Raw genomic sequence first — 13,908 nt, 5'->3', positions numbered from 1 at the left:
TCCGTCGGATCGGGGGTTCCCGGATACTCTCGTGGCCAAAGCGATATCGGCTCGTCACCTGGGCGGCTTCAGGGTGGTCTGGATCACTTTCCAACCGATCGGGGCGGTGGGGCGGGGCAGCAAGGGCATGGAGGTTTCAGGTGCGATTCGGCTTGGTAGGCACGGGTCCGTGGGCGCGGATGACGCACGGACCGGGGTTGCGCTCTGCTCGCGACGTCGAACTCGTGGGTGTCTGGGGCCGGGACGAGGCCAAAACCGCCGCGATCGCGGGTGAACTCGAAGTGCGGGCGTACGGCGACTACGCGGAGTTACTGGAGTCGGTCGACGCGCTCGCGTTCGCCGTACCGCCGAAGGTGCAGGCGTCGATGGCGCTCGAGGCCGCTGCCATCGGCAAGCATCTGCTCCTCGAGAAGCCGGTCGCCGACTCGCTGGAGGACGCTCGCGCGCTGGCCGAGGAGGCGGCCAACGAGGGGATCGCGTCGGTGGTGTTCTTCACCCACCGGTTCGAACCGCCGGTCCGGAAGTTCTTCGCCGAGGTCGAGTCCAAGGGCGGCTGGAAGGGCGGCTGGGTGCGGATGCTGGCAGCGCTCGATGCCCCGGGCAACCCGTTCACGGACTCGCGCTGGCGGCGGGAGCAGCGTGGCGCGCTCTGGGACGTCGGCCCGCACGCGCTGTCCAACCTCACCGCAATGCTCGGGCCGATCACCAAGCTGACGGCCGTCGGTGGCGAGGGCGACCTGGTTCACCTGGTCATCACCCACGACTCAGGCGCCACCAGTACGGCGAGCCTGTCGCTGTTCGCCCCGCCGGCCGGCAGCAACTTCGAGACCGGCGTCTGGGGCGAGTCCGGTACGGCGATCCTGCCGGACATCGACACCTGGTCGGTCGAGTCGCTCAAGCTGGCGGCGGAGGAGTTGGTGGCCGCCGCTGAGTCGGGGGAGCCGCACCCAGTGGGCGTCGCCTTCGGGACCCGCGTCGTCGAGCTCTTGGCGTCTGCCGAGGAGCAGCTCAACGCAGCGCGATGACAGTGTCCGTGCCGGAGGCGAGAATTTGATTGCCGATGGCGCGGACGTCGCGGCTACAGGAGATGCCGAGCGGGAGGCGGACCTGGCGGAAGCCGTTGCGGCTGACCACATTGGCCCAGCATGCGTCGGAGCCGCGGCTGAGCGAGACCACTCTGGCGTCGGCGGTCACTGTGACCTTCGTACGTGCGCTCACGGGCGCTGTGGTCTGCCATGCGGTCTGACCGGTGGTTGCGTCGATCGCGGTGACCACAGTCCTGCGGTTCTCCACACCTGCTGCGCCCGGGCAGTCGACGACGACCAGGTACTTGCCGGCCGCGTTGAGCAGCGTGCGGCAGGCCCACGTGCGCGGTACCGGCCAGCGCCACTTGGTCTCACCAGTTCGGGGCTCTATCGCGGTGAGGGCGAGCGGTACGTCGGAGTCCCCGCCAGGCTCGGCGACTACGACCAGTCCGGCGACGACGACTGGACGGCGGTAGGTGTCGGCGGCGGCCTTGTTCCAGAGCTTCTTGCCGGACTTCAGGTCGAGTCCGACCATCTCGTCGGCGTCGTTGCCGCAGCTGTGCCCGAGGAAGGCCATGACGGTGTCGGAGGTCGCGACCGCTCCGATGTCGGTGCAGCGGCCGGGCTCGAACATCCAGCGCTCGTGGCCGTTCGGATCGACACCGCGGAGCTTGTCGGAGCCGCGGGAGACCTGTTCTCCGGTCAGCAGCGGCTCGGCCTGCTGGATGACATGGTCGCGGGTGCTGCCGGGCCAGGCGGCTTTGCGGTGGCCGGTGTCGGCGTCGAGTAGGAGGTAGCCGATGTCGGAGAACTCCGCGAGTACGTATTCGCCGTCGCCGGTTGCGACGATGTCCGGCTTCTCGTCCGAGTCGGACCGGGTGTAGCGCCAGCGGAGTTCGCCGGTGGCGGCGTCCAGCATCTCGACCACGCCGCTCTGCCGCGGGATGGCGATGCCGTACTTGGTGCCGACCGCCTCCTCCGCGCCGGAGCCGAGGACGGACTTGCTGACCCAGGCCACGGTGCCGTCGAGGCTGGAGACGGCGAACTTGCCGGGTGGACCGGGCTCGCCTTCCACGCGCTCGTTGGAGCTCAGCACGTAGTTGCGGGCGAGCGGCTGGATGATCAGCAGCAGGACAAGGGCCACCACCGCGGGCACTGCCAGCCAGGCGAGTTGCTGGCCGATGTTCCTGGCTGGGAGGAAGCGGGCGACCTTGGTGCGGAGCAGTGAGCCGACCAGTGCTGCGATGCCGGCCAGGAGGAGTAGGAGCAGTGCGGAGATGAGCAGAGGCACTCGGAGGCCCACACCCACTGCCGGGTTCGGGTTGGGGACTTGAGCCCAGGCGACGAGCAGTCCGGTCACCGCGATCGCTACGACGGCGCCAGCGATGAGCCGGCCGCGCTGACTCGTGCTGCGGGCGCAGCGGAACAGTACGGGCGCGCTGAAGAACGCTACGGCGGCCAGTGCGGCGGGAGGCCAGCCCACTTCGTCGTTGGCGGTCGGCACCTGCCAGGACGCGCCGGATGCGGCGATGGCGACCACAGCGGCGGCGATCGCGCTGAAGGTAGCAGTGGCGGTCAGAGCGGCCTGCTGCCAGCCACGCCAGGGCGCAGGGAGCTCACTGTCCAGTTCTGTGAGCTCTGTCTCCAGGTTGATCCGTGCGACCGGGCCTAGCCGTTGCCTGGCCAGCTGGGTTCGGTAGAGGTGGCCGTCGAGCAGTTGGCGGACTTCGTCGTACCGGCGTTCCAGGGCGGGCTTCCGGTCACCGGCGTCTCGTCGTACCTCGGCGGTGTGGACGGCGTAGCGGGTCGGGTCGGCGGCGAGGATGGCGTTGACGGCGTCCAGCAGTACGTCGCCATTGGCGTCGCGGCGCGGTGGTGCGTAGGCGTCGGGTGGTGGCGCGGCGAGCTCACCGGTCAGGCGGACCAGGCGGACGACCTCGGCGATGCGGACGGGCGGTACGCCGTACTGCGGGAGGACGTCCTCGGCCAGTCGGGCGGAGGCTTCGGCGTCGTCGGCGGGTGTGGCGCCTGGCTCGTGTACGGCGCGGTGGAACCATGCGGCGAGCCGGACCGAGGTGGGGTCGGTGGACAGCTGGATGAGCGAGTCGAGCGCGGTGAGGACGATGTCGAGGTACTGGTCGCGGTAGGCCCGGCGGTTGCGGTCGACGTACCTGGCGACCAGGTCATCCGCGAGATGCGCCGAGCCGGGCACCAGCTCGTTCCACCTCACGCGCAGCTTCACCACCGCCCCAGTCTGCCAGCCACACCCCACAACCACCCCTCGATCTCCCCACCGAGACCTTGCGGTTGCTGTGCAAGCTGCCTACTGGCGGGCCGCGAGGATGCCGGTGAGGAGGCCGGGGTAGAGGGTGTCGAGGTCCTCGCGGCGCAGCGCGCTGATCCGGCGGGTGCCTTCGGTGTGGGTGGTGAGGACGCCGGCCTCGCGCAGGATGCGGAGGTGGTGGGCGCGGGTGGAGGCGGTGACCGGGAGCTCGATCTCGCCGCACGCGATGCCGTCGGGCGCGTCGGCGAGAGCCCGGATGATCTGCAGGCGAACTGGCTCGCCGAGGGCCTGCAGGACCGTCTCGACGCGGATCTCCTCGCGCTCCGGCTGCGGCAGCGGCTTCCTGGTCATGAGTCCATAGTACGACGCCGGTCGAAGTTCGACGATCTTCGTAGTACGATCGTCGTCGAATTAACAACGTCTCGTCCGGAAGGTCTTCGATGTCCGCACGGATCTATTTGCTCGGCGCCGGTGCGTTCGCGGTCGGCACCAGCGCGTATGTCGTGTCCGGGGTGCTGCCCGACGTCAGTTCCGAGCTGCATGTCTCGCTGACGGCCGCGGGCCAGCTCGCCACCGCTTTCTCCATTGCGTACGCCGTCGGCGCGCCGATCCTGTCCACGCTGACCGGCCGGTGGGAGCGCCGTACGCTCCTGATCGCCGCGCTGGTCCTGGCCGCGCTGGGCAACCTCATCGCCGCCGTCGCCACCAACTACCCCGTGCTGATCGTCGGACGGGTTGTCGCCGCCTTCGGCGCCGCGGTCTACACACCGGCCGCCACTCTGTTCGCGACCAGCTTCACACCACCAGAGGAGCGCGGTAGAGCCGTTGCCATCGTGTTCGGCGGCCTCACCTTCGCACTGGTCCTCGGCGTACCCGCCGGCACTTTCCTTGGGCCGACTCTCGGCTACAAGGGAGTGTTCGCCCTCATCACTGTCGTAGCGGTGCTGGTCGCAATTGCTGAGCGTGCCGCGTTGCCGAAGCTGGACGCACCGCCTGCTGTAGGTCTGCGGGAGCGGTTCGCGGGTGTGACCGACCGTCGCGTGCAGACCGTGCTGGCGATGACCGTGCTGGGTGTGCTCGCGGCGTTCAGCGTCTACATCTACATCGTGCCGCTGCTCAAGCAGACCACACACCTCACCGGCGGTGCGGTCGGAGTCCTCCTGCTCATGTACGGGCTGGGTGCAGTGGTCGGCAACTTCCTCGGCGGCCGTGCAACCGATCGCTTCGGCAGTCTTCGCACCCTGTACGGCGTACTCGTCGGCAGCACGCTCATGGTTGCCACGCTGGACCTGACGACGACAACTGTGGTCGGTGCCGGCGCCGCACTGTTCGTGTGGGGCCTGTTCACGTGGGCCTTCAACCCGCCGATCCAGAACCTGCTGCTGGAGCTGGGCGGCGGCCTGCTGATCTCCCTCAACGCATCCGCGATCTACCTGGGTGCAGGCCTGTCCGCAGTGCTCGGCGGGCTGATCATCCACGCAGTCGGAATCACCTACCTGGCTCCGATCGCCGCGGCCCTCGACCTCGTCGTACTCCTCCTGCTGTTCACTCTGCGGCGTGACCCGGCGCTCCAGCGAGTCGAGCACTTGGAGCCGGTTGCAGCAATGGCCGACTGATCGGCGGCACCCCGGCTGACACGGCCTTAGGGCAGGCTAGCGCCCATGCGTCTGCTTGCCGGGGTCCTGCTGATCTCCTCTATGCTCACCCCGGCGGCCGACCCGTCCGCCGTGGTGAACGGGTGGAAGACGTCACCGGTGTACGTCGATCCGTCGCAGCGCTCGCTGGTCCCGGACAAGGACGCGGCTGAGCTGGCCGAGCGCATCCAAAAGCAGGACCAGGCGATCCGGATCGCGGTAGTGCCGGCCTCGACGCTCGGCAGTGGTGCTAGCAGTGTGGCGGCGAGGGCGTACGTGGACGACCTGGTGGACCTGCAGCGGGCTGACGGGATCTATCTGGTCGTCTTCGGTGGTGCGATCACCTGGGGGAGCGCGGTCGGCGTCGACACGCCGCTTGCAGACATCCTGACCGACGAGCTGGACAAGCACACCCGGTCGGATCCGATCGGGCTGCTCAACGGAGTGCTGGACCAGCTCGACGTACCAAAGGCTTCGTCTGGCCCTCCGGGCTGGCTGTGGCCGGCACTGGTCGTGCTGGTGCTGCTTGTCGCGGGTGGCTTCGCACTCCGCTGGTGGAGATCCCGGCCGGGCAAGGATGAAGGCCCGGCTCTCTACCGACCGTCGTACGACGTCTTGCCGGATGAGGCGGACTCGGTCGAGGAGCGACGGGCGCTGGCACGCGAGCACGTCACACGGTTCGGTGAGGAACTGGATACGGCGGACGTGCGTCTCGATGGCGTGGATACCGCAGCTGACGTGCAGGCAGCGATGGACGCGTACGACGCCGCAGTCCGAGTGGTCGACGGTGAGCCGGACGACGCCGAACTGCGCGAAGTGCGGGCCACCGTCGAGTACGGGCGGTGGCGTCTCGCCGCTGCGCAAGCCAAGGTCGCCGGGACCCCTGCACCCGCGCGCAGAGCCGCCTGCTTCTTCGACCCCGCTCACGGGACCTCCGTGACGGACTGGATGTACACGCCGCCCGGCGGGCGCGCCCGGGAAGTCCCGGTCTGCGCGGCTTGCCGGGACCGGCTCTCGGGAGGAATACGATGAAACGACTGCTGGGTGCGCTCGCAGCGGTTGCTGTGGTCTGCTTGCCGGCTGCCACCGCACAGGCGGCAACGCCGACGCCGACACCGTCTAAAAGCAGGCCGACGTTCCGGTGGACACCGCCGGACTTCGAGGGTGACCGCAAGCGGGCCACGGAGGCTGCCGGCGCTTACATGAGCGTGGTAGCCGAACACCTCGGCGACGCCGGAGTCTGGGTGGACCCCGCGGTGAGCGAGCTGGAGCCGGCGGAGGTCGCAGAGCTCAACCGCGCGGCCAAGGCCTCGCCCGTGCCGATGCGTGTCGCGGTCATCCCGGCGTCGAAGATCAACACCTCGGGCTCGTCGCTCATCAACATCCCCGCCTGGGAAGGCGAGGAGATCGCAGACCAGCTCTACGACCGTGTCGGCGTCGAGGGCGTGTACGCCGTACTGGTCGATGCTGACTCCGAGTCGGACGGGCGTGGGTTCCATGCTGTGCAGCGGGCTGACCACGGGCCGACGTACTACGTCGGAGACGCAGTGGACCAGGCTGTGGACTGCTGTGCACCGAACTACGACAGCATGCTGACCAGGTTCATCCAGCGGGCGCAGGTGGTCGACAAGCCGTTCTATGTCGACGCAGCGCCGTACGCCGGCGGTGCGGCCGGGCTGATCGGCCTGTGGTGGGGTGTCGCGGCGCTGGGCGCTCGGCGGGCACGACGCAAGGATGAGAAGGAGCATCTGGAGGTCACGCGGCCGCTGCTGAACGAGGAGGTCATCGCCCTGTCGCAGCAGGTGTCCGCGCTACCCACGACGTCCGATGCGGAGCAGTCCAAGCTGTCCAAGGATGTGCTCGACACCGTCGAGAAGGCGAGGCATCGGCTCGACGAGGCCAAGAGCGACCAGGACATCGAGGCAGTGACCACACTGCTGGGGTCTGCTCGCTATGGGCTGCTGTGTCTGGACGCAGTGCGAGCCGGGAAGCCGATGCCCGAGCCGACGGCACCCTGCTTCTTCGACCCACGCCACGGTCCCAGTACGGCGAGCGCGGACTGGCAGCCGGAGCAGGGGAGCGTGCGCAAGGTCGACGTGTGTGCCGCCTGTGCCGCGCGTGATGCGGCTGGTGAGAAGCCGGAGGTCCGGATGGTGAAGCGGTGGGACCGCCCGCGGCCGTACTGGACACTCGGCGAGGACTTGGCGGCCTACATCGAAGGCTACTGGTCCGATGGCCACGGCAGCAGCTGGTACTTCCCCGACGACGACGCCCGCCGCGCCGGCGACCAGATGCGCGCCCGCTGGCGCTCGCGCCGAGCGGGAGCCGGCTTCAGCAACTGGACCTCGAACGTCGGCAGCTCGGTCAGCAGTTGGTCCTCGTCCAGCAGCGGTTGGTCGAATGGCGGTTCCAGCGGCCGCTCCTGGTCCTCCCGCACCCGCTCCAGCGGCGGAGGCTCGTCGCGACGCGCGTCGCGACGGTCAGGCGGCTCCCGCGGCTTCTAGGACCTCAGGCAGGTCCTCACTGTGCAGGACCGCCAGTGAGGTGACTGCACGGGTCAGGCAGACATAGAGGCGGCGGAGGCCGGTGCGTTCGTCGGCCTCGCCAGCGACGATGCCGGCCGGCTCGACCAACACGACGTGGTCGAACTCGAGACCCTTGGCCAGTGACGCCGGTACGACGTCCAGATGGGCTTCGGCGTCGTCCTCGTCGCCCAGGACGGAGAAGGCGATTCCCTTGTCCTGCAAGGCTTTCCGAGCCTTGGCGACCATCGCGTCCGGGACGATCAGGCCGATCGAGCCGGGCCGGGCAGACACCTCGTCGACCGTCGACACCGCCGCAGCCAGGCTGTCCGGTACGCGGGTTATGGTGAGCTCACCGCGCGCACGTCGTACGGCGGTGGGCGGGGTCAGGTGCGGCGCGATCAACGGGAGCAACTGCGCGGCGTACTCGATGACCTGACCGGGGACGCGGAAGCCGGCCGTCAGCTCTTCGGTGTGGGCGCCGGTCTTGCCCAGGTGCTTGAGTGCCTCGTCCCACGACGGCGTGGCCCACGGAGTCGTCCCCTGCGCGATGTCACCGAGCACAGTCATCGACCCGGTCGAGCACCGGCGGCCCACTGCCCGCAGCTGCATCGCCGAGAGGTCCTGCGCCTCGTCCAGCACCACGTGCCCCAGCGACGGCGTCCGGTCGACCAGGTCTGCCACCTCGTCGATCAGCGTGGCATCGGCCACGGACCACTTCGCTGCACCGGCCGACCGTGGCGCCTTGTCCCACAGCAGCAGCGCCTGCTCCTCGGCCGTCAGGACCCCATCGGCGTGCTCAGCCAACAGCTCCGGATCCGTGAACAGCCGGAACACCAGCTTCGCCGGATCCACCGCCGGCCAGAGCGTTTCGGCGTACTGCTTCACCGGTCGACTCCGCGCGACCGCGTCCTGTACCCGGTCGTCCGGCGAGTCCCCGGCCGCCTCCATCCGCAGCAGTACGGCGTGCGCCAGCCGCTGTGGCAGCATCGCCCGGCCGGCGCCGTACCGGATCCCGCGTGTCCGGAGCTCGGTGACCAGCTCCTCCGCGTCGTACGCCGGCACCCGCCAGCGGTGCGACCCCCGCGGCACCACCAGCGCCTCCTTCGGCAGCTGCACGTGCGACCAGACGGCCCGCTGCAGCACGGTCGCCATCCGGGCGTCACCCTTCAGTACGTCGACCGCCGCAGCACCCGGCCCGGCGATGCGTACCCGGGCCACCAGCTCCTCGACGGTCGTCTGCTTCGCCTCGATCTCACCCAGCGCGGGCAGTACGTCGCCGATGTACCGCAGGAAGCTCGCGTTCGGCCCGACCACCAGCACACCGGCCCGGCTGAGCTGGTCGCGATAGGCATAGAGCAGGTACGCCGCCCTGTGCAGCCCGACTGCGGTCTTCCCGGTCCCGGGCGCGCCCTGCACGCAGATCGTGTCGTCGACCCCGGCCCGGACGATCACGTCCTGCTCGGGCTGGATCGTCGCCACGATGTCGCGCATCGGCCCGGAGCGCGGCCGCTCGATCTCCGCGTCCAGGATGTCGCTGTGCGCCGACGCAGCGCCTGTTGAGGTGAGGTCCTCGTCCTCGAAGGCTGTCATCTCGCCGTGGGTGAAGCCGAACCGCCGCCGTACGCCGACACCCATCGGCTCGGTCTTGCTGGCCCGGTAGAACGGCACCGAGATGTCGGCTCGCCAGTCCACCACGAGCGGCTCGCCGGCCGCGTCGTTCACATGCCGGCGGCCGATGTGGAACGTCTCCGGCGCGGGGTCGACGTAGTCCAGCCGGCCGAAGAACAGCGGCACCTCCGGGTCGTCCTCGAGCTCCTTCATCCGCCGCCAGATCGCGGCCTTGAGGAACTCCTGGTTCACCCGGTCCGCACTGTGGATCTCCAGTGCACCGGTCTTCTCCCGCATCACCGCCAGCGCGGAGCGCGACGTCTTCAGGTAGTCCTTCTCGGCCTGGAGGGTGTCGGACGTATCAGCGGGCATGAGGGACCTCCGGCGAAAGGTGGGGGAAGCCCAGCCACGTTACTTGAGCACTCGACGTGGGGAAACCGAATTACGCGCTCGTAGTCGGTCGTCGTGCAGGCCGGGGCGGAGCAGCAGCGGCAGGCTGGCCGCGAGCAGGAGCAACGCGACGATCCCGTCGAGCCAGTAGTGGTTGGCCGTCACCACGACCACGGCGAACGTGATGATCGGGTGCGCCAGCCAGAGCCAGCGCCACTTCGACCTGGTGATCAGGATCATCGACAGCGCGATCAGTGCGGCCCAGCCGACGTGCAGACTGGGCATCGCGGCGAACTGGTTCGCCATCCCGCCGGAGCGCTCCGGCCCGTAGACGGACTGGCCGAACTGCAGACCGGTGTCGACGTACCCCGGCATCATCCGCGGCGGCGCCAGCGGGAACACGATGTGCCCGATCAGCGCCAGCCCGGTCACCGACACGATCGTCCACCGGACGTGCGTGTACGCCTTCGGCCGCCAGATGCTCAGCCAGAGCAGTACGGCGGCCGTCAGCGGCGCATGCACCGAGGCGTAGTACAGGTTCGCGCCTTCGACCAGGTGAGGAAGTTTCAGCGCCGCGTGCTGGATCGACCCCTCGTTGGGCAGGTGCAGCCAGTTCTGGAGGGAGAGGACCTCGCGCGCATGGTCGAACGCGGAGCCGGTGTGTTTCGCGGCGATCTGCCGCCCGGCACTGTAGACAAGGAAAAGGGTGGCCAACAGGACTGCTTCCCGTACCACCCGCCAGACAACAGGGCCGGACCTCGCGTCCCGCCCCTCGCCTTCCCCGCCCAGTCCCACCCGCTCGAGCGCCTGTGTCCCCATGTCATTCGACGGTACCTGGCGTTTCCTCAGGTTTTGCCCAGGCGCAACCCTGGCGTTGCCCTGGGCAACCCCGGATCAACCCTTCGTGATGCGACCGTCACGCGGTTGCGACCCGCCCTTGACGGTTGGCTAGCCCTTGACGGCGCCGGTGAGCACGCCCTTGGCGAAGTGGCGCTGCAGGAACGGGTAGATGATCAGGATCGGCACGATCGAGACGACCAGGATCGCCATCTGGATCGAGGCCTGCGGCGGCAGCAGTTCGGTACCGAGCTCGGCACTGCCCAATTGCGTGTCGTTGATGACGTACGTTCGCAGTACCAGCTGCAACGGCCACAGCTTGCTGTCGTTCAGATACAGCAGGGCGGAGAAGAACGCGTTCCAGTACGCCACCGCGTAGAACAGCCCGATCACCGACAGCACCGCCTTCGACAGCGGCAGCACGATGTAGCCGAACGTCTTCAGCTCACCCGCGCCGTCGATCCGGGCGCTCTCGGTGATCTCGTTCGGCAGGTTCATGAAGAATGCGCGCAGCACGATCACGTTGAACGCGCTCACCATCGTCGGCACGATCAGCGCCCAGATGCTGTCCAGCAGCCCGACCCCCTTGACCACCAGGTACGTCGGGATGATGCCGGGCGAGAACAACATGCTGAACAGTACGACGAGCAGAATCGGCCGCCCGGCCGAGAACCCCGGCCGCGACAGCGCATAAGCGAGCAGACAGGACACGGTCAGGCTGAGCAGCGTGCCGACGACGGTGACGAAGATGCTGACGAACAGCGCCCGGGTCACCACGCCGCCGGCGAACAGCGACTCGTACGCCGCGAAGTTGACCGACTTCGGGAAGAGCACCAGCCCGCCCGACTCGTTGATCTGCTTGTTCGGCGCCACGCTGGTCGAGATCACCCCGACGAACGGGATGATCACCGCGGCGCAGAACACCAGCAGAACAAGCCCTTTGAACGCCCGCATCGGCCAGCCGGGCATCGGCACACCTTGGACGATCTTCTGACTCATCGGGAGTACACCCCTTGCTCGCCGAAGATGTGGGCCACCTTGTTGGCCGCGAGGACAAGAACGACGCCGACGATGCCCTTCACCAACCCGACCGCGGCGGCCACGCCCCAGGCGCCGCCGATCACGCCGTTGTTGTAGACGTAGGTGTCGAGGACTTCGCTGACATCCCGGCCGACCGCTTGCTGCTGCAGGATGATCTGCTCGAAGCCGACGGTGAGCGAGTCACCGAGCCGCAGGATGAACAGCAGGATGATGATGCCGCGCAGCCCCGGCATCGTCACATGCCACAGCTGCCGCATCCGGCTGGCGCCGTCCACGCTGGCCGCCTCGTAGAGCTGCGAGTCGATCTGGGACAGCGCGGCCAGGAACAGGATCGTCGCCCAGCCGGTGTCCTTCCAGATGATCTGCGACGTCAGCAGGACGTGGAACAGCTCGGAGTTCCCGATGATGTCGAGGGTGGCGAGGTCGTGCGAGCGCAGGTAGTTGTTCAGCAACCCGCCGCCGCCCAGCATCTGCTGGAACAGCGCGACCACGATCACCCAGGACATGAAGTGCGGCAGGTAGAGGATGCTCTGCGCGATCCGCTTGATCCGCTCCGAGAACAGCGAGTTCAGCAGCAGTGCCAGCAGGATCGGCGCCGGGAACACGAAGATCGACTGCAGACAGGTGAGGATCAGGGTGTTCTTCAGCGCCCGCAGGAAGGCCGGGTCGCCGTTGAAGATCACCGCGAAGTTCTCCCAGCCGGACCAGTCGCTGCCGCCGATCCCGAGGAACGGCTGGTAGTCCTTGAACGCGATCACGTTGCCGAGCAACGGCACGTAGTGGAACGCGACGATCAAGGCTGTCCCGGGCAGCGCGAACAGCAGCAGCACCTTGTCCCGAAGCAACCGCTGCCCCAGGCTGAGCTGCTGCTGTTGACGCGTCTTGGAACGCTGCAGCATCTACTTCCCGCCTGCCGCTGCGGCGAAGGCGTCCTGCAGTTCGCCACGAATCTTCTCGCCGCCGGACGAGAGCCAGGTCTTCACCGCGGGTGCCCAGTCGGAGACAGGCTTCTTGCCCTGCAGGATCTGGTTCTCCAGGTCGGTCAGTACGCCGTTGATCCGCGCGCCGTCCTTGGACATCGTCTCTGAGTAGAGCCCGTACGACGCGTCGTACTGCAGCCGGGAGGCGATCTTCTCCTGGATCGCGTGCTGTTTCTGGGGCACGTCTGGCTTACCCGGCCAGTACAGAGCCAGCGCGGAGTCGCTGATGTACTGCGTTCCGATTCCGGTCTCCACGATGCCCGTCTTGGTCGGAACCGGGTCGGAACCCTGCAGTGCGTAGTGGCGGCCTTCGAGGCCGTACTTGCGGAACAGGTACTCCTCGGTGCCGAAGGGCGCGGCCATCCAGTTCGCGATCTTGAGCAGCGTGTCGACCGAGTGCTTGCTGTCCTTGCTGAACGCCGTCACGTTGTTCAGCGCCGCACCCATCCACGGCTTCGCCTGGCCGCCGTTCAGACCAGGCACATCGAGCATGTTCACCGAGAACGCGTCACCGGCGGTGTTGTCGGAGTAGTACTGGTTCCAGGCGACGAAGCTGTCGATGTCGAACGACGCGATGCCACCGTTGAACCACTGCTTGCGCTGGCTGGCTTTCGCGCTGAAGGAGTCCGGATTGATGACGCCGGCCTCGACCATCTTGCGTCCCGCCTCGAGCGCGTCCGCATTGCCCTCGGCTTCGTAGAACGAGGTGAACTTGCCGCCCTCTTCCTTCCACTGGTTCGGGACATCGGCCATCTGGCGCAGGTATGCGAGCGGAACGCGGGTCCAGGCCCAGCGGTTCTCCCTCGCCGCGGTCATCTCCTGGCACAGTGCGAGGAAGTCCTCGAAGTTCTTCGGGGCCGGGTTGCTGATTCCCTTGGCGGCCAGGAGGTCCGCCCGGTAGAGCGGCAGCGTCGTCCGCGACATTCCGCGCGGCACCGGGACGCCGTAGATGCCGCCGTTGAAGACGCAGCCCTTCCAGTACACCGTCGGGATGTTCGCCAGGAACGGGTACTTCTTCACTGCATCGCCGGACAGCTGCTCGGTCAGGTCCATCGCCTTGGCCTTGAGCAGCGCAGGCAGCTGCACCGTCGTCGTCGGGATGTTGATGATGTCGGGCAGGTCCCCACCAGCGACCCGCGTGGCGAACTTGTCGGGATACTCGTCGTTCGACGCCATGCTGATCTGGAGTTCGGAGCCGAGGCGGTCGTTGAGCGCCTGCCAGAACTGGTTCTTGTCCTCGGCCGGCGGAATCGCGCCCGGGATGTTCGTCATGAACGTGATCGGCTGACCGTCACCCGGCTTGTCCGTGATCGCCTTCACCGGATTCGCCGGGTACTTCAGGAACCCGTCCAGTACGACGTCCGTACCCGGCAGGTCGGGCTTGATCTCGCCGTACTTGACGTAGGTCGGCAGTTTCACGGCCAGATTGGCGGCGGCCGAGTTCTTCTTGTCCGACGCGCACCCCGCCAGCAGGGGCGTACCGGTGACCGCGACAGCGGCGGCGGCCAGCCCACCGCCCAGGAATGATCGTCTGCTGACTGGCATGAGGCCTCACTTCCATCGGAGGCCCACACCATGACATAG

The 13,908-nt window shown here is 67.9% G+C and carries 11 protein-coding genes; 4 read left to right on the top strand and 7 right to left on the bottom strand.

What is annotated here, in order from left to right; translation table 11 throughout:
* Positions 1-140 precede the first annotated feature (140 nt).
* Positions 141-1,025: a Gfo/Idh/MocA family protein gene (locus tag EV646_RS14835; protein WP_132148712.1), complete on the top strand. Its 885-nt coding sequence runs from the start codon at positions 141-143 to the stop codon at positions 1,023-1,025.
* On the opposite strand, the gene EV646_RS14830 is transcribed toward EV646_RS14835, so the two are convergent.
* Together EV646_RS14830 and EV646_RS14825 are read right to left on the bottom strand one after the other, a co-directional pair.
* On the bottom strand, positions 1,009-3,270 hold the full coding sequence (locus EV646_RS14830; RefSeq protein WP_241995956.1) for an outer membrane protein assembly factor BamB family protein: 2,262 nt from the start codon (positions 3,268-3,270) through the stop codon (positions 1,009-1,011). The genes EV646_RS14835 and EV646_RS14830 overlap by 17 nt on opposite strands.
* A gap of 78 nt (positions 3,271-3,348) precedes the next feature.
* Positions 3,349-3,660: an ArsR/SmtB family transcription factor gene (locus EV646_RS14825; RefSeq protein ID WP_132148708.1), complete on the bottom strand. Its 312-nt coding sequence runs from the start codon at positions 3,658-3,660 to the stop codon at positions 3,349-3,351.
* Positions 3,661-3,749: 89 nt separating this feature from the next.
* On the opposite strand from EV646_RS14825, the gene EV646_RS14820 reads away from it, so the two are divergent.
* The 3 genes from EV646_RS14820 to EV646_RS14810 are packed head-to-tail and all read left to right on the top strand — an operon-like array spanning position 3,750 to position 7,447.
* Positions 3,750-4,925 (top strand): MFS transporter, encoded by a 1,176-nt coding sequence (locus tag EV646_RS14820; protein ID WP_132148706.1) that lies wholly within the window; start codon positions 3,750-3,752, stop codon positions 4,923-4,925.
* 45 nt (positions 4,926-4,970) lie between these two features.
* Positions 4,971-5,975, top strand: a complete 1,005-nt coding sequence (locus tag EV646_RS14815; protein ID WP_132148704.1) for a hypothetical protein — start codon at positions 4,971-4,973, stop codon at positions 5,973-5,975.
* On the top strand, positions 5,972-7,447 hold the full coding sequence (locus EV646_RS14810; protein ID WP_132148702.1) for a hypothetical protein: 1,476 nt from the start codon (positions 5,972-5,974) through the stop codon (positions 7,445-7,447). Before EV646_RS14815 ends, EV646_RS14810 begins: the two co-directional genes overlap by 4 nt.
* Here the strand turns inward: EV646_RS14810 and EV646_RS14805 are convergent.
* The 5 genes from EV646_RS14805 to EV646_RS14785 form a co-directional block, all read right to left on the bottom strand.
* Positions 7,424-9,448, bottom strand: coding sequence for a HelD family protein (locus tag EV646_RS14805; RefSeq protein ID WP_132148700.1), 2,025 nt, complete (start codon positions 9,446-9,448; stop codon positions 7,424-7,426). The genes EV646_RS14810 and EV646_RS14805 overlap by 24 nt on opposite strands.
* Before the next feature lie 39 nt (positions 9,449-9,487).
* Positions 9,488-10,285: a phosphatase PAP2 family protein gene (locus EV646_RS14800; RefSeq protein WP_132148698.1), complete on the bottom strand. Its 798-nt coding sequence runs from the start codon at positions 10,283-10,285 to the stop codon at positions 9,488-9,490.
* Between the two features lie 129 nt (positions 10,286-10,414).
* The gene (locus tag EV646_RS14795; RefSeq protein WP_132148696.1) at positions 10,415-11,302 is read right to left on the bottom strand and encodes a carbohydrate ABC transporter permease; all 888 of its coding nucleotides are present in this window, start codon (positions 11,300-11,302) and stop codon (positions 10,415-10,417) included.
* The gene (locus EV646_RS14790; RefSeq protein ID WP_132148694.1) at positions 11,299-12,243 is read right to left on the bottom strand and encodes an ABC transporter permease; all 945 of its coding nucleotides are present in this window, start codon (positions 12,241-12,243) and stop codon (positions 11,299-11,301) included. The genes EV646_RS14795 and EV646_RS14790 overlap by 4 nt, the downstream gene beginning before the upstream one ends.
* Complete coding sequence (locus tag EV646_RS14785) at positions 12,244-13,869, bottom strand: extracellular solute-binding protein (protein WP_132148692.1); 1,626 nt, start codon at positions 13,867-13,869, stop codon at positions 12,244-12,246.
* Positions 13,870-13,908 lie beyond the last annotated feature (39 nt).

It is taken from the genome of Kribbella antiqua (assembly GCF_004345665.1).
In the GTDB taxonomy this organism is placed as follows: domain Bacteria; phylum Actinomycetota; class Actinomycetes; order Propionibacteriales; family Kribbellaceae; genus Kribbella; species Kribbella antiqua.
Note: the sequence above shows the minus strand (reverse complement) of the source record. Positions and strands in the feature narration are given on the sequence as shown.